The following is a 14,294-nucleotide window of genomic DNA, read 5'->3' as shown; positions in this document are numbered from 1 at the left end:
TCGTGGGGGTTGGAGGGTTCATTCGTCCGAGCGGAAGCCCGAGGCCCGCACCACGGGCCCCCAGGCTTCGCGCTCGCGCCGGATCTGGCGCGCGTAGTCGTCGGGTGCCTGCGTGTGCACCTCGAGGCCAACCTGGTCGAAGGCCGCGCGCAGGCCGGGGTCCTTGCTGGCCACGACCATCGCCTCGTGCAGCGCGCGCACGCCGGCCTCGGGCGTGCCGGGCGGCGCGAACACGCCGTAGTTCTCGGCGCCGCGGATCTGCGCGAAGCCTTGCTCGGCGAAGGTGGGCACAGCCGGCATGAAGCGCGAGCGCTGCTCGCCGCTCACGGCGAGGATGCGCAGCTTGCCCGACTGCAGGTAGGGCAGGAAGTCGGCCACGAAGCCGAGGTAGGCCGGGATCTGGCCGCCCAGCAGGTCCTGCATCGCCGGCGCCGAGCCGCGGTAGCCCACGTGCTGCAGCTTGAGCCCGCCGGCCTCCGACAGCTGCCAGCCGAGGAAGTGCGCCACCGAGCCCGCGGCCGGCGAGGCGTAGCTCGCGCCGGCGGGCGTGGCGCGCACCCAGGCCAGGTAATCCTGCAGGCTCTTCACCGAAGCCGGCACCGCGCTGCTGACCGCCAGCGCGCAGGTCGCGATCACCAGCGGCGAGACCGGCACGAAGTCGGTGGCAGGGTCGTAGGCCAGCTTGCTGTAGACATGCGGGTAGATCGTGAGCGCCGAGGCCTGCGTGCACAGCAGCACGCTCGCATCGGGCTTCTCGCGCTTGAGCTGGCCGCTCGCGATGCGCCCGGCCGCGCCCGCGCGGTTGTCGACGATGTAGTGCCGGCCCTGCTTGCGCCAGGCCTCGGCGAGCTGCCGCGCCGTGGTGTCGAGCGTGCCGCCGGCCGGGTAGCCGACCAGCAGCTTGCCCGGGCTGCCCTGCGACTGCGCGAAGGCGCGCGGCAGCCAGCCGGCGGCCGGAAGGGCGAGCGCGGCCTGCGTGAAGCGGCGGCGTGTGAGTGCGTTCATGGCGGGCCTCGTGGTGTGAAGTGGCCGAATGATCGGCCGGCCCCGAATTGAATGGAACTGGCGCTTTTGCAAGCGCAGAATGCACGGCATTCAACTCACGAAGAAGCGCGCCATGAGCATCGGACGCATGGACCTCAACCTGCTGAAGGTCTTCGACGCGGTCTTCGAGGACCGCAACCTGATCCTGGCCGGCCGCCGCCTCAACCTCAGTCAGTCGGCCGTGAGCCATGCGCTCACGCGGCTGCGCGAGCTGGTGGGCGACGAGCTGTTCGTGCGCACCGGCAAGGGCATGCAGCCCACCGGCCGCGCGAGCGCGATGGCGCCCCCGCTGCGCGACGCGCTGCGCCGCATCGAGGCCACGCTGGGCGTCGAGCCTTTCGATCCCGCACTGTCGTCGCGCCGCTTCACGATCGCGGCCAACGACCACATCACTGCGGTCATCGTCGCCGGCCTCACGCGCGCGCTGCAGCAGGCCGCGCCCGGTGTCGACCTGGTGATCCGCCCCTCGACCCGGCTCGACCTCGCCGAGCAGATCGACCTGGGCCGCATCGACCTTGCCATCGGCACCTTCTCGCAGGTGCCGGCGCGGCTCAATGCGCGCACGCTGCTGTCGCAGGGCGAGGTGATCCTGATGCGCAAGGGCCATCCGGCGGCCAGGCGCAAGCTCGCGGTGCGCGACCTCGCGAAGTACGCGCTGGTCACCACCTCGCTCGGCGGGCAGGAGGAGGGCGCCGTCGACGGCTTCATCCTCGAGCGCGGGCTCGCGCGCCAGTCCGAGATGTTCGACCGCTCCGCGCTCGCCGAGGCCCTGGCCGCGATCGGCCAGGTGCCGCGCCTGCGCGTGACCGTGCCGCATTCGCTGGCCATTCCCGCGCTGCTGCGCGAGAGCGACATGCTGTCGATCGTGCCGGCCTCGCTCGGCGCCTACCTCGCGTGCGCCGGCGAACTGCTGCAGCGCCAGCCGCCGTACCGCGCCGCCACCGTGGTCACGCGCGCGGTCTGGCACGGGCGCAACGACCACGACGCCGCGCATGCCTGGCTGCGCGAGATGGTGGCCGCGGCGGCCAGGGCGGCCGGCGGCGAGGGCTGATCAGAAGTCGTCGAGCTTGAGCTTGCCCAGCCGCGCCACGATCAGGTCGTGCAGCGTCTGCGCCGCCACCGACAGGCTGCCCTCGCTGCGCTGCACCAGGTAGACCGTGCGCGTGAGCGCGGGCAGCGGCAGCGGCCGCGTCACCAGCGTCTCGCGCCGGAAGTGGAACAGCGTGAGCGCCGGCACCACGCTGATGCCGAGCCCGGCCTCGACCAGTCCCATCACCGTGGCCAGGTGCTCGACCTCGAACACCGCGTTGAGCCGCAGCGGATGCAGCGCCACGTCGAGCGCCTGCCGCACGCTGCTGTTGCGCGCCATCTGGATGAAGGGCCAGGGCGCGAGCTTCTTCGCCGTGAGCCGGGTCTCGCGCGCGAGCGGATGGTCGGTGCGGCACACCAGGTGGAAGCGGTCGGCGCACAGCCGCTGGCCGCGCAGGTCGCTGTAGGCCGCCTCGCCCGCGCCCGAGGCCGCGAGCGCGAAGTCGGCCTGGCCGCTGCGCACCAGCGCGATGCAGGCGTCGGACAGCGCATCGTCGAGGTCGACGCGGATGCCGGGCCAAGCCTGCATGAACTCGGCGAACACGCTCGGCAGCCAGCCCGCGGCCAGCGAGGGCAGGGCGGCCACGCGCACCCGGCCCTTGCGGCGCTCCACGTGGTCGGCCAGGTCGGCCATGGCGCCGCCCATGTCGTCGAGCAGCCGGCGCGCCGAGCCCTCGAACAGCCGCCCCTCGGGCGTGAGCTGCACGCTGCGCGTGTCGCGGTCGAACAGCCGCGTGCCCACCGCGTCCTCGAGCGTGCGGATCAGCGCGCTGAACGCCGGCTGCGACAGGTGGCTGGCCTGCGCCGCGCGCGTGAAGCTGCGCAGCTCGGCCAGCGCGAGGAAGGCGCGCAACTGGCGGGTCGAGAGATCGGGTGTCTTGCGCGCGGCGGCGCTGCTGGTGCTCATCGCTTGTCTCCGGGGCTCGGTCGTTGTTATTCGAAATACAGATCAATCGATCTGAACTTTCGATTTTACGGATCAGGTACGGGTGCCTACAGTCGCCGGCCATGGATTCCCCCGCATCGCCGCCCCTCCTGATCGGATGCGCCGCCGGTTTCTCCGGCGACCGCACCGACGCCGCCGGACCGGTGGTCGACACCCTGATCGCGCGCCTGCGCCACGGCCTGGCCGGGCAGCGCGCCTTCCTGATCTTCGAGACGCTGGCCGAGCGCACGCTCGCGCTGGCGCAGCTGCGCCGGCGTGCCGACCCCGAGGCCGGCTACGAGCCGCTGCTCGACGCCATGCTGCGCCCGGTGCTCGCGCGCTGCCTCGACAACGGCATCCGCATCGTCAGCAACTTCGGCGCCGCCAACCCGCGTGCCGCCGCGCGGCACATCGCACGCATGGCCCGCGAGCTCGGCGCGCCGGTGCCGCGCATCGCGGTGGTGGAGGGCGACGACCTCTCGGGCCCGGCCCACCGCGCGCTGTTGCGCGAGGCGCTCGGCGCCGCGATGGACGGGCTGCGGGTGGTCAGCGCCAATGCCTACATCGGCGCCGAGCCGATCGCCGCCGCGCTCGACGCGGGTGCGCAGGTGGTGGTGTGCGGCCGCGTGGCCGATCCCTCGCTGACCGTCGGCCCCGTGCTGTCGCACTTCGGCTGGCGCGCCGACGACTGGCACCGGCTCGGCCGCGCGACCATGGCCGGGCACCTGCTCGAATGCGGCGCGCAGGTCTGCGGCGGCTATTTCGCCGACCCCGGCTACAAGGACGTGCCGGGCCTCGCGGCCGTGGGCTTTCCCATTGCCGAGATCGATGCCGACGGCCACTGCACCATCGGCAAGGCCGACGGCACCGGCGGCCTCGTGAGCGAGGCCACGGTGAAGGAGCAACTGCTCTACGAGGTGCACGATCCCGCCGCCTACCTCACGCCCGACGTGGTGGCCGACATCGCCGAGGCCGAGGTGCATGCGCTGCCCGGGCCCGACCGCGTGGCGCTCTCGGGCGTGCGCGGCCATGCGCGGCCCGCGCACTACAAGGTCAACGTCTGCCACGAGGGCGGCTGGCTCGCCGAGGGCGAGATCTCCTATGCCGGGCCGCGCGCCGAGGCACGGGCGCGGCTCGCGGCGCAGGTGCTGCGCGAACGGCTCGAGGGGCTTGCCTTGCGCGTGGACCTGATCGGCGCGCTGAGCATCTTCGGCGACGACGCCGGCCAGGCGCTCGCGGCCACGCCCGACAGCGGATTGCGCGACGTGCGGCTGCGCGTGGCCGCCACCCATGCCGAGCGCGCGCAGGCCGAGCGGCTGGCGCGCGAGGTCACGGCGCTCTACACCTGCGGACCCGCGGGCGGCGGCGGCGTGCGCACCGCGCTCACGCCGCGGCTCAACACCATCTCGTGCCTGCTGCCGCGCGAGGCGGTGCCGGTGCGCTTCGAGCTGCTCGATGAAGGAGAGGGCGCATGAGCACCGAACACCCGTACCTCGACGTCCCCCTCTACCGCGCCGCCCACGGCCGCACCGGCGACAAGGGCGATCGCTCGAACATCAGCGTCATCGCCTGGCATCCCGCGCTCTATCCCGTGCTCGCCGAGCAGCTCACGCCCGAGTGCGTGGCCGAGCAGTTCCGCCACCGCGCCCCTTCGCAGGTGCAGCGCTTCCTGCTGCCGAAGCTGCATGCCATGAACTTCGTGCTCGACGCCGTGCTCGACGGCGGCGTCAACGATGCGCTCAACCTCGACACCCACGGCAAGGCGCTCTCGTTCCTGCTGCTCGACATGCCCGTGCGCGTGCCGAGCGAGCTTGCGCACCACCTGGCCGGCCCCTGAGCGCCGAAGCAACCCTTCACCGAATTTCCAACCATCGACCCCGGAGACAACAAGACCATGAACCGACGTTCCCTCACCCTGCTCGGCGCCGCGCTGGCCCTGGCCCCGCTGCTGGGCCAGGCGCAGTCCTTCCCCGAGAAGCCGATCACCTTCGTCGTGCCCTTCGCGGCCGGCACCGCCACCGACCAGATCGCGCGCGCCCTCGGCAACGTCATCACGGCGGAGACCAAGCAAGCCGTCGTCATCGACAACCGTGCCGGCGCCAGCGGCTTCATCGCCTCGCAGTTCGTTGCCAAGGCGCCGGCCGACGGCTACACCGTGCTCATCACCACCAACACCACGCACGCGGCCAACGAGCATCTCTACAAGAAGCTGCCCTACGACCCGGTGAAGGACTTCGCGCCGCTCGCCGGCCTGGGCAAGGGCGGCCAGATCATGGTGGTGAACCCGGCCTCGAACGTGAAGAGCGTGGCCGACTTCATCGCGCTCGCGAAGAAGGAGCCGGGCAAGCTGAGCTTCGGCAGCGGCAGTTCGTCGAGCCGCATGGCCGGCGAGCTGCTGCAGCAGATGGCCGACATCAAGCTGCTGCACGTGCCCTACAAGAGCAACACCCTGGCCGTGACCGACCTGCTCGGCGGCCAGATCGACATGATGATCACCGACACCGCCACCGGCCTGCCGCAGGTCAAGGGCGGCAAGCTGCGCGCGCTCGGCATGTCGAGCGCCAGCCGCTCGCCGCTCGCGCCCGACGTGCCCACCATCGCCGAGGCCGGCGTCAAGGGCTACGAGATGGGCTACTGGTTCGCCGCCTACGCGCCCGCGAAGACCCCGCCGGCCGTGGTCAAGCGCCTCAACGAACTGCTGGTGAAGGCCGCGAAGAGCGACAGCGCGAAGACCGCCTTCTACGAGCGGAGCGGCACCGAAGTCTTCACCACCTCGCCCGAGGAACTCGCGAAGTTCCAGGCCGGCGAATCGCAGAAGTGGGGCCGCATCGTGAAGGCGGCCGGCATCGAGGCGGAATAAGCCCGGGCCTCCGGGCCGGGTCGGGACCGATCCGCGCCCGCTTTCTACCGGAGGCATGCGGCCGCATGGAAGGCGGCCGCGGCTCCGCGCATTCATAGAACGACAAGGAGATAGACATGACTTGGATTCCCGTATCGCGACGCGGGCGGATCGCGCACGCCACCACGCGGCTGGCCGCCGCTGCCATCGGCGCCTGCGCGCTCGCCGCCTGTGGCGGTGGGGGCGGCGGTACTTCGCTGCCGCTGCTGCCGCCGTCCGCACCGGCACCGGCTCCCGCGCCGGCCACCCCGCCAGCACCACCCCCGGCCGCCGCCGCGCCGCTGGCCTGCGAACTCGCGAGCTTCGCCACGCTCAAGCTCGACCGTGCCTCGGTCGATGCCGTGCAGGCCGTGCCCGCCGGCGACTTCACACCGCCGGGCTCGCGCACCGCGCTCACCGGCATGCCCGACTTCTGCCGCATCCAGGGCACCACGAACTCGGCGGTCGATTCCTCGGTGCGCTTCGAACTGTGGGTGCCGATGTCCGCCGGCTGGAACGGCAAGCTGGTCGTGACCGGCAACGGCGGCTACTCGCCGAGCCTCAACTACGGCGACATGCGCAACGCGCTGCTGCGCGGCTTCGCCACCATGGGCGGCGACACCGGCCACAGCGGCGAGGATATGCTGTTCGTCATCGGCCATCCGCAGAAGATCGTCGACTGGGGGACCAGCTCGGTGCACGACATCACCGTGGCCGGCAAGACCGTGCTCGCGGCGCTGCAGGCCAAGGCCGCCACGCGCAGCTACTACTACGGCTGCTCCACCGGCGGCCACCAGGGCTATGCCGAGGTGCAGCGCTACCCCGGCGATTTCGACGGCGTCATCGCCGGCGCGCCCGGCGGCAACCGCACCTCGCTCAATGCCGAGTTCCTCAACCGCTTCCTGGCCAACCACGCGCCCGGCGACAACACCACGCCGATCCTCACCAGCGCCAAGATCCGCCTCGTGACGCAGAAGGCCGTGGCCGCCTGCGATGCGATCGACGGCGTCACCGACGGCGCGATCGCCGATCCGCGCGAGTGCACCGGCGCCAGGTTCGACGTCGCGAGCCTGCTGTGCACCGCGGGCGACGGCCCCGACTGCCTGACCGCGCCGCAGGTGGCGGCCGTGCAGCGCATCTACGCGGGCGCCGTGAACCCGCGCACCAAGGCCACCATCTACCCGGGCCCGGCCGTCGGCTCCGAATCGGGCTGGGCCAGCTACTGGGGCACCACCGAGCCCACGCGCGCCGACTTCTGGCGCTACTGGGTGTTCGACAACCCCGGCTGGGACTGGTGGAGCTTCGACTTCGACCGCCACATGACCTATGCGCTGGCCAAGGTCGGCCCGGCGGTCGACCAGGTCAACCCCGACATCTCGGCCTTCAAGGCGCGCGGCGGCAAGCTCATCGCCTACCAGGGCTGGAGCGATCCGGTGGTGAGCCCGCACGACACCATCGCCTACTACGAGAAGGTCAACACGCTGCAGGGCTCGCGCGCCGAGACCGACGGCTTCTTCCGCCTCTTCATGGCGCCCGGCATGGGCCACTGCTCGGGCGGCACCGGTGCCACCAGCTTCGGCAACCAGGGCGGGCCCGTGCCCGACCCGAGCGCGCGCAACGATCTGCTGGCCGCGCTCGACGACTGGGTCGAGAAGGGCAAGGCGCCCGACGTCATCGTCGCCAGCCGCATCGCGGGGGGCGCCGTCACGCAGACGCGGCCGCTGTGCCCGCATCCGAAGCGCGCCGTCTACAAGGGCACGGGCAGCACCGACGTGGCCGAGAACTTCGCCTGCCAGTGAACCCGCGCGAGGCGCGCGGCCGCGCCGCCGCCTCGCGAACCCTGCCGCCGCGGAGATCGGCACCGCGCCAACCGGTCATCAACAACCACACCTGGAGACAGACATGAATCGATGGAGCCTCGCGGCTGCCAGCGCGGTCACGGCCGCGCTTTTCCTGACCGCCTGCGGCGGCAGCGGTGGAGGCGGCGGCGGCCTGCTGCTGCCCCCGCCCGCCAGCAACCCGCCCGCGCCACCGCCGCCCGCGGCCAGCGCGCCCAAGTACACGCTCTCGATCGCCAGGACCGAGGACGTGCCCGGCAGCTTCGGCAGCGCCGGCGCCTACGAGAAGATCACCGGCACCTTCACCGGCGAGGTCGACCCCAAGGACACGCACAACGCCATCATCCAGGACCTCGCGCTCGCGCCGACCAATGCCAACGGCAAGGTCGAGTACAAGTCCGAGTTCGTGCTCTTCAAGCCCAAGGACATGAGCAAGGCCAGCGGCGTGCTGCGCTACGACGCGCCCAACCGCGGCAACATCGTCAACCTCGATCCCTACTTCGCATCGCGCGGCTACGTGTTCCTCACCGCCGCCTGGCAGGGCGACGTGCCCGCCGCCACCGGCAAGGTCACGCTGACGGTGCCCGTGGCGAAGAACCCCGATGGCAGCACCATCACCGGCCCGTACCGCGCCGAGCTGCTGCCCACCGTGGCCACCGGCGATTCGCTGCCGCTGCCCGGCGGCCCGTTCAATGCCGCGATGCAGGCCTATGCCACCGCCAGCCTCGACAACACGAAGCCGGGCTACGTGCTCACGCGCCGCATCAACGAGGAAGACGCACGCCAGCTCATCCCGGCCAGCGAATGGAAGTTCGCCAAGTGCGCCGCCGGCAACCCGTTCCCGGGCACGCCCGATGAGACCAGCGTGTGCCTCAAGGCCGGCTGGGACCCGGCCTATATGTACGAGCTCGTCTACGTCGCCAAGGACCCCAAGGTCATGGGCCTGGGCCTCGCGGCGCTGCGCGACATGATCGCCTTCTTCCACCACGAGGCCAGCGATGCCGCCGGCACCGCCAACCCCGTGGCCAGCGCCATTCGCAACACCATTGCATCGGGCGTGTCGCAGTGCGGCAACTTCATGAAGACCTTCGTGCATCTCGGCTTCAACGAGGACCGCGCGGGCCGCAAGGTGTTCGACGGCGTGTTCGCGCAGATCGCCGCGCGCCAGACCAACATCAACACCCGCTTCGCCATTCCGGGCGGCGGCGGTGGCGTGCGCAGCGACCACACCGCCTTCGGCCAGGCCGGCACGCGCGGCCTGTCGAAGGACTACGTCGACGACGTGGCCCAGCGCCGCGGCGGCATCCTGTCGCGTTGCGAAGCCAGCGGCACCTGCCCCAAGCTCTTCATCGGCTTCAGCGGCACCGAGTTCTACGTGCTGCAGGGCTCGCCGCTCCTGACCGACGCCTGGGGCACCACCGACCTCGCGCAGCCCGCCAATGCGCGCGTGTACTACTACGCCAGCAGCCATCACCTGCTGGGCCTGCCCTCGATGCCCGGCAGCGCGGCCGGCGCGCTCTACGCCACCAACGGCAATGCCGGCGTGATCCCGGTGGTGCGCGCGCTCTACCAGAACCTCGAGGACTGGGTCGTGAAGGGCACCAACCCGCCCGACAGCCAGGTGCCCAGGCTCGCCGACGGCACCCTGGTGCGGCCGCAGCAGGTGAAGTTCCCGGCCATTCCGGGCGTGGGCTACACCGGCCTGGTCAACACCTTCTCGCTGCTCGACTGGGGCCCCAACTACCGTCCGCAGGACGAGAGCGGCATCGCCACCCAGGTGCCACCGGCCTACCTGGGCCGCGACTACGCCATCCTCGTGCCGCAGGTCGATGCCGACGGCAACGACATCGCCGGCATCCGCAGCCTCGACGTGGCCGTGCCCCTGGGCACCAACACCGGCTGGAACTACACCAGCAAGCCCGCCACCATCGACCAGGCCGGTCTGTTCGGCGCCTACTTCCCGTTCGCCAAGACCACCGCCGCGCGCACCGGCAGCGGCGACCCGCGCCTGTCGCTGCAGGAGCGCTACACCGACCAGGCGGGCTACGTGTCGGCCGTGACCGCCGCCGCCAACGACCTCGTGGCCCGGCGCTTCATGCTGCGCGTGGATGCCGACGCGGCGATCGCCGCCGCGGCCGCGACGCCGGTGCTGCCCTAAGCCTCGGCGACAGCCTGGGCTTCGGCCGGTGCCTGGTGCACCCCGAAGCCCGAGCGGCCCGGCGCGATGTCGGGCCGCAGGGTGAGGGCGGGAATCTCGTAGTCGCCGTGGTTCTGGCGGCGAAACGGGATCGGCGCCGTGCTGAACAGCGTGTCCATCCTCGCTCCCAGTTCCTGCTCGATGCGCGCATAGGCGGCCGCGTCGACCTTGCCCGTGCGGTGCACCACGTAGGGCGGCAGCACCTCGAAGCCCGGGTAGTAGAGGATCCCGTGATGGATCGGGAACAGCAGGTCGTCCATCGGCCCGTTGATGCCGCGCGGCGCGTAGTGCGAGGCCCAGCCGCCCGTGGTGGTGACCACCATCGCGCGCTTGCCCGCCATCGAGCCTTCGCCGAAGCGGTCGCCCCAGTGGCTGTCGGAATGCTCGCCCACCCCGTAGGCGAAGCCATAGGCATAGATGCGCTCGATCCAGCCCTTGAGGATCGCCGGCATCGAATACCACCAGAGCGGAAACTGCAGGATCACCGCGTCGGCCCACAGCAGCTTCTGCTGCTCGGCCTCGATGTCGGCCACCTGCGTGCCGGTTTCGAAGGCACGCAGCGAATCGAGCGCGGGGTCGAAGGGGGCGGCCGCGTCGCGCGCCGGAAAGTCCGCCGCTTCGAGCGTGGGCTTCCAGCGCATGGCATAGAGATCGGAGGTGCGCACCGAATGGCCCTGCGCCTCGAGCCGTTCGCGCATGAAGCGATGCAGCGAGCCGTTGAGCGAGGCGGGTTCGGGATGCGCGAGCACGAGGAGTACGTTCATGGATTCACCTGAGGTCATGAGGAAAGAAGAGGAGCGATGACCGCAGGTTAGGCAGCGTGGCGATATATTGGAAATGAATAGTTCGAATTCCAGGAATTGCCATGAACAATTTGAGCCGTCTCGACCTCAACCTGCTGCTCACGCTCGACACCCTGCTGGCCGAGCGCAACGTCACCCGCGCGGCCGAGCGCCTGAACCTGTCGCAGCCTTCGGTGAGCGTGCAGCTCGCCAAGCTGCGCGAGGTGTTCAACGACCCGCTGCTCGTGCCCGCCCAGCGCGGCATGCGGCCCACCGCGCGCGCCGACGAGTTGCGCGAGCCGTTGCGTGAGGCCCTCGAATCGCTGGGCCGCGCCGTCGCGCCCAGCAAGCCCTTCGATCCCGCCGAGGCCACCACCACCTGGCGCGTGGCCGCCGCCGACTATGCCGAGTCGGCCATCCTGCTGCCCGCGCTCGCCGCCATCCGCGCCGCCGCGCCTCACACCCGGCTGGCCGTGGTCGAGGCCGTGCCGCTGCGCATGGCGCGGCAGCTGGAGCAGGGCGAGGTCGACCTGTTCTTTCACACCAGCGTGGGCGCGCCGCCGGGGCTGCACCGGCGCGTGCTGTTCCACGAACGCTATGTGCTCGCCGGTCGCGCCGGCCACCCGCGGCTGAAGCGCCGGCCCACGCTCGCGCAGTTCTGCGCGCTCGAGCACGTCGTGGTGTCGTTGAGCGGCGGCGGCTTCAGCGGCCCCACCGACGAGGCCCTGGCCGAGAAGGGCCTCACGCGGCGCGTGGCGCTCTCGGTGCCGCACTTCCTTTTCATGATCTCGGTGCTGCAGACCACCGACATGGTCGCGATGCTGCCCGAGCGGCTGGCGCGCGGGGCCGCGGGGCTACGCGTGGTGGAGGCGCCGCTGGAGGTGCCGGGGTATGAGATGGCGATGCTTTGGCATGAGAGGAAGCATCGGGATGCGGGGCATCGGTGGGTGAGGGAGAGGGTGGTGGAGGGGGTGGGGCGGGAGTGAGGTTGGGGCGCTGGCGGGGCATCGGCTTCACCGTCCCGACCGTCTCAGGGATCAGCCAGCAGTGCGTTTCGCAGCGAATCGGCGTCGAATCGAGGTGAGCCATCGAGCACCCCTGAATCGTTGAATACACAGCTTCCCTCGTGCTTGCAGAAGGCATATGCAACGGCGCCTCCGAACTTCCAGTCGCCTCGGGTGGTGACGTTGACCATGTAGGGTCGACTGGAATCTTCCGTGATCTCTATCGGCAGCTCGCTGATGGAGGTCCAGCAGAAGTCGTTGGGGCCTTCTCCCTCGAACATGAGGAAGGAGGTCATCAAGTTGGTCGCCGGGACGTCATCATTTCTACGTAGAGACAACCGTGGAGGCGCTTTCCCCAGTTCCAGAAACACCTCGGCGACGAGGGACTCAACTTCCAAGACGTCGGCGGGCGGTTGCGAGATAGGGATGAACAGACTGTTTGCCACGCGAGCGAGTGTAGTAGCTCAAACTTGTGCGAAGGCCTGCTGGCAGTGCGACAACGGCTCGTCGATGCCGCTATGCGGCGGTGTCGAGGATGCAAAAACACGGCCTTCGGGCAAGCTTTCCGGCGACGCATAGTCCGAGGACGATGTCGGTGATGCCTCAGTCAGCATCTGGTCCAGACCCTCATTCATTCGGCCAGCGCGAATCGCGATGGATGGCTTCTTGCAAACGCTCTAGAAACAGCACCAAGTCCGATTCGCCGCCGGTTGTCTTCAGATCTGAGGTCACCTCATCAAGCGCTAGACCGACCGAGCGGAAGTCATCGAGATTCAGGTGGTCCAGAAGAAGCATGTCCATAACCCCTTCCTCATATGCGATGAGAGCTGCGGAAAGTGCTGCGCGGTTGGATTCGGTCTCACGCAGTCTGAGTTCGTCCGCGATCCAAACGAAGTCCACTCCCCGGATATCGAATTGAACATCTGTCCCTACAAGGATGGTCCCCGCCACAGCTGTACTGTCCTTCGTATTGATTGATGAGCGTGGCGCGTTGTGCCAGTCGGTAGCGATCCTACCCGGCAGATCGGGCCACAGCGCGACTTCCTGCGACGCGGAAGTCGCTCGGCGAGGTTACCGAGCTGACCGAAAATGGAGGCTCATACGGAGCCGCATGACCTCTGATGACCTCCCTTGAACAGAGAGCGACATTGAGAGCATTGATGTTGACGGCCGGTCGGTGTCCGTCGTGGCACGAAAGGTGTTCGTGCTTGGTGAGCTCGGGCCGCGTCGGATCCGGGTGACCTTTCTGGGAGTCTCCAGCGCAACGCTCAAGGTGACAGAGCACATAGAGCCGCCGCAGGGCCCGGAATACTTCAAAGCACCGTACTTGCCGAACCTGGCCCGGTGAGCCTAGATGATCATGAGCCGGGTGCCTCGAGGACGTCGTCGAGCGACAGCCTTGGCAGCCCGTCGTTCGCATCGCTGAACTGCAGCCTCATTGTCTAGCCCACCAACCGGTCTACTCGCAACCGATACCTCCTGCCTTAGGCACCAGTTTCCCAAGTCAGCAGGCCGATGTGATCGGCCGTCGCATACAGGATGTCCAACTCGTTCCATTCGGAGCGCAGGAGAACACCTGAGACGATGCTGGAACTGAGCGGAGGCACTGAAATGTCGTCCCGCGTGAGGACGTCGTCAACGTAGACGCCAGCTGCGGGATGCCGCGAACTGGCCCGAAGGAGTGACGCAGTGATCTGCATGCGCACGGCAATCTCTTGCCGGACTTCGTCGACAGGCGATTCGCGAAACTGGAAGTGCTCCAGCGCCGGCGTGATCCAATGCTTGACGATGTTCTCCGCGTCACCTACCGTCGTCTGGGTGCGATCCCACTCTTCCAGCCAGTGCAACTCGATCGACATGAGCTGGACCAACGCGTCGAACATGGACATGCGTGAGGTACGCGGAATTTCCACGATGTAGACGGACTCACCTCCTTCCACGCGTGTGCGGTGTTCGACCCGACTTGCGGCCAGACAGCACGCGTTCTGGACCAGTGTGGTTAACGGACGACTGGGGCAGAGGCTGTAGATCGCGGCGGATGAAAGCATGAATCGATTTTGCCCCGCGATCGGCGCGACCTTGGCTGAGGATGCGATGCGTTTTTCTTCAATACGAGACGAGAAAAAGTGGGCCGGACGGCCCTGAACAACCGACCTCGTTGGTTGCTGCCGTTTTTCCAAAAGAGTGAGGGCTGCGGCGTCGCTCGATAACGACGGCCGATGCACCTTCTTCATGGTCACCGACCTCGCAACCAGTGCTTGAGCGCCACCAATTCCGCCTTCACTTTTCGCCGGTGCTCTACCGGAAATATTGGAGGTACGGCTTCATCGAAGTCCGCCAGGAACTGCGCGATCTCTCTGCGATGTGCTGGCGTGAGCGTCTGCCAGAGAGCTTCACGGTCCTTGCCCCGGGGCGAGCATGTCGAGCGCCTGCCCTACGATTCCTTGATCTGTGTGGATGCCCTGTTGGTAGCAGTCCAGAAGGATTGATATCGGCCAGGGCAGTTCATTTCGTTCAGAGATCCGGCGCCCTGACGC

13 protein-coding genes are annotated in these 14,294 nt (G+C 69.1%); 7 read left to right on the top strand and 6 right to left on the bottom strand.

Features of this window, described 5'->3' with window-relative positions:
* Positions 1-18: 18 nt before the first annotated feature.
* Entirely contained in the window at positions 19-1,005 is a 987-nt protein-coding gene (locus KV106_RS15805) for a tripartite tricarboxylate transporter substrate-binding protein (protein ID WP_261211003.1), read from the bottom strand.
* 112 nt (positions 1,006-1,117) lie between these two features.
* On the opposite strand from KV106_RS15805, the gene KV106_RS15800 reads away from it, so the two are divergent.
* A complete protein-coding gene (locus KV106_RS15800) occupies positions 1,118-2,095 on the top strand; it encodes a LysR family transcriptional regulator (RefSeq protein WP_261211002.1) in 978 nt (325 codons plus the stop codon).
* Here the strand turns inward: KV106_RS15800 and KV106_RS15795 are convergent, their stop codons facing one another.
* Complete coding sequence (locus KV106_RS15795; RefSeq protein ID WP_057596335.1) at positions 2,096-3,040, bottom strand: LysR family transcriptional regulator; 945 nt, start codon at positions 3,038-3,040, stop codon at positions 2,096-2,098. It abuts the gene before it with no gap.
* A 101-nt stretch (positions 3,041-3,141) separates the two neighbouring features.
* On the opposite strand from KV106_RS15795, the gene KV106_RS15790 reads away from it, so the two are divergent.
* From KV106_RS15790 to KV106_RS15770, 5 genes are all read left to right on the top strand, one after another.
* Positions 3,142-4,533, top strand: coding sequence for an acyclic terpene utilization AtuA family protein (locus KV106_RS15790; RefSeq protein ID WP_261211001.1), 1,392 nt, complete (start codon positions 3,142-3,144; stop codon positions 4,531-4,533).
* Complete coding sequence (locus tag KV106_RS15785) at positions 4,530-4,895, top strand: AtuA-related protein (protein WP_261211000.1); 366 nt, start codon at positions 4,530-4,532, stop codon at positions 4,893-4,895. Before KV106_RS15790 ends, KV106_RS15785 begins: the two co-directional genes overlap by 4 nt.
* Before the next feature lie 57 nt (positions 4,896-4,952).
* Positions 4,953-5,918 carry a Bug family tripartite tricarboxylate transporter substrate binding protein gene (locus KV106_RS15780; protein ID WP_261210999.1) on the top strand — a complete coding sequence of 322 codons (966 nt, stop codon included), beginning with the start codon at positions 4,953-4,955 and terminating at the stop codon, positions 5,916-5,918.
* Positions 5,919-6,034: 116 nt separating this feature from the next.
* The gene (locus KV106_RS15775) at positions 6,035-7,735 is read left to right on the top strand and encodes a tannase/feruloyl esterase family alpha/beta hydrolase (RefSeq protein ID WP_261210998.1); all 1,701 of its coding nucleotides are present in this window, start codon (positions 6,035-6,037) and stop codon (positions 7,733-7,735) included.
* Positions 7,736-7,838: 103 nt separating this feature from the next.
* A complete protein-coding gene (locus KV106_RS15770) occupies positions 7,839-9,932 on the top strand; it encodes an alpha/beta hydrolase domain-containing protein (protein ID WP_261210997.1) in 2,094 nt (697 codons plus the stop codon).
* Here KV106_RS15770 and KV106_RS15765 read toward each other — a convergent pair.
* Positions 9,929-10,735 (bottom strand): NAD(P)H-dependent oxidoreductase, encoded by an 807-nt coding sequence (locus KV106_RS15765; RefSeq protein WP_261210996.1) that lies wholly within the window; start codon positions 10,733-10,735, stop codon positions 9,929-9,931. The genes KV106_RS15770 and KV106_RS15765 overlap by 4 nt on opposite strands.
* A 101-nt stretch (positions 10,736-10,836) precedes the next feature.
* Here KV106_RS15765 and KV106_RS15760 point away from each other — a divergent pair, with 101 nt between their 5' ends.
* Positions 10,837-11,739 (top strand): LysR family transcriptional regulator, encoded by a 903-nt coding sequence (locus KV106_RS15760; protein WP_261210995.1) that lies wholly within the window; start codon positions 10,837-10,839, stop codon positions 11,737-11,739.
* Positions 11,740-11,783: 44 nt separating this feature from the next.
* Here KV106_RS15760 and KV106_RS15755 read toward each other — a convergent pair whose 3' ends face one another.
* The 3 genes from KV106_RS15755 to KV106_RS15745 all read right to left on the bottom strand — a co-directional run bounded on the left by KV106_RS15755 (position 11,784) and on the right by KV106_RS15745 (position 13,991).
* Complete coding sequence (locus KV106_RS15755) at positions 11,784-12,203, bottom strand: hypothetical protein (RefSeq protein ID WP_261210994.1); 420 nt, start codon at positions 12,201-12,203, stop codon at positions 11,784-11,786.
* Between the two features lie 181 nt (positions 12,204-12,384).
* Positions 12,385-12,708, bottom strand: coding sequence for a hypothetical protein (locus tag KV106_RS15750; RefSeq protein WP_261210993.1), 324 nt, complete (start codon positions 12,706-12,708; stop codon positions 12,385-12,387).
* 533 nt (positions 12,709-13,241) lie between these two features.
* The gene (locus tag KV106_RS15745) at positions 13,242-13,991 is read right to left on the bottom strand and encodes a hypothetical protein (RefSeq protein ID WP_261210992.1); all 750 of its coding nucleotides are present in this window, start codon (positions 13,989-13,991) and stop codon (positions 13,242-13,244) included.
* Between the last annotated feature and the right edge of the window lie 303 nt (positions 13,992-14,294).

This window comes from Variovorax endophyticus (genome assembly GCF_025376855.1).
In the GTDB taxonomy this organism is placed as follows: Bacteria; Pseudomonadota; Gammaproteobacteria; order Burkholderiales; family Burkholderiaceae_C; genus Variovorax.
The sequence above is the reverse complement of the archived record's forward strand: the minus strand, read 5'-3'. Positions and strand labels throughout refer to the sequence as shown.

What these genes read in the sequence shown, in the direction of transcription:
- KV106_RS15775 (WP_261210998.1), top strand. Translation starts at nt 6,035, where the DNA reads ATGACTTGGATTCCCGTATCGCGACGCGGGCGGATCGCGCACGCCACC.
- KV106_RS15745 (WP_261210992.1), bottom strand. Translation starts at nt 13,991, where the DNA reads ATGAAGAAGGTGCATCGGCCGTCGTTATCGAGCGACGCCGCAGCCCTC.
- KV106_RS15795 (WP_057596335.1), bottom strand. Translation starts at nt 3,040, where the DNA reads ATGAGCACCAGCAGCGCCGCCGCGCGCAAGACACCCGATCTCTCGACC.
- KV106_RS15765 (WP_261210996.1), bottom strand. Translation starts at nt 10,735, where the DNA reads ATGAACGTACTCCTCGTGCTCGCGCATCCCGAACCCGCCTCGCTCAAC.
- KV106_RS15805 (WP_261211003.1), bottom strand. Translation starts at nt 1,005, where the DNA reads ATGAACGCACTCACACGCCGCCGCTTCACGCAGGCCGCGCTCGCCCTT.
- KV106_RS15760 (WP_261210995.1), top strand. Translation starts at nt 10,837, where the DNA reads ATGAACAATTTGAGCCGTCTCGACCTCAACCTGCTGCTCACGCTCGAC.
- KV106_RS15800 (WP_261211002.1), top strand. Translation starts at nt 1,118, where the DNA reads ATGAGCATCGGACGCATGGACCTCAACCTGCTGAAGGTCTTCGACGCG.
- KV106_RS15770 (WP_261210997.1), top strand. Translation starts at nt 7,839, where the DNA reads ATGAATCGATGGAGCCTCGCGGCTGCCAGCGCGGTCACGGCCGCGCTT.
- KV106_RS15785 (WP_261211000.1), top strand. Translation starts at nt 4,530, where the DNA reads ATGAGCACCGAACACCCGTACCTCGACGTCCCCCTCTACCGCGCCGCC.
- KV106_RS15780 (WP_261210999.1), top strand. Translation starts at nt 4,953, where the DNA reads ATGAACCGACGTTCCCTCACCCTGCTCGGCGCCGCGCTGGCCCTGGCC.
- KV106_RS15790 (WP_261211001.1), top strand. Translation starts at nt 3,142, where the DNA reads ATGGATTCCCCCGCATCGCCGCCCCTCCTGATCGGATGCGCCGCCGGT.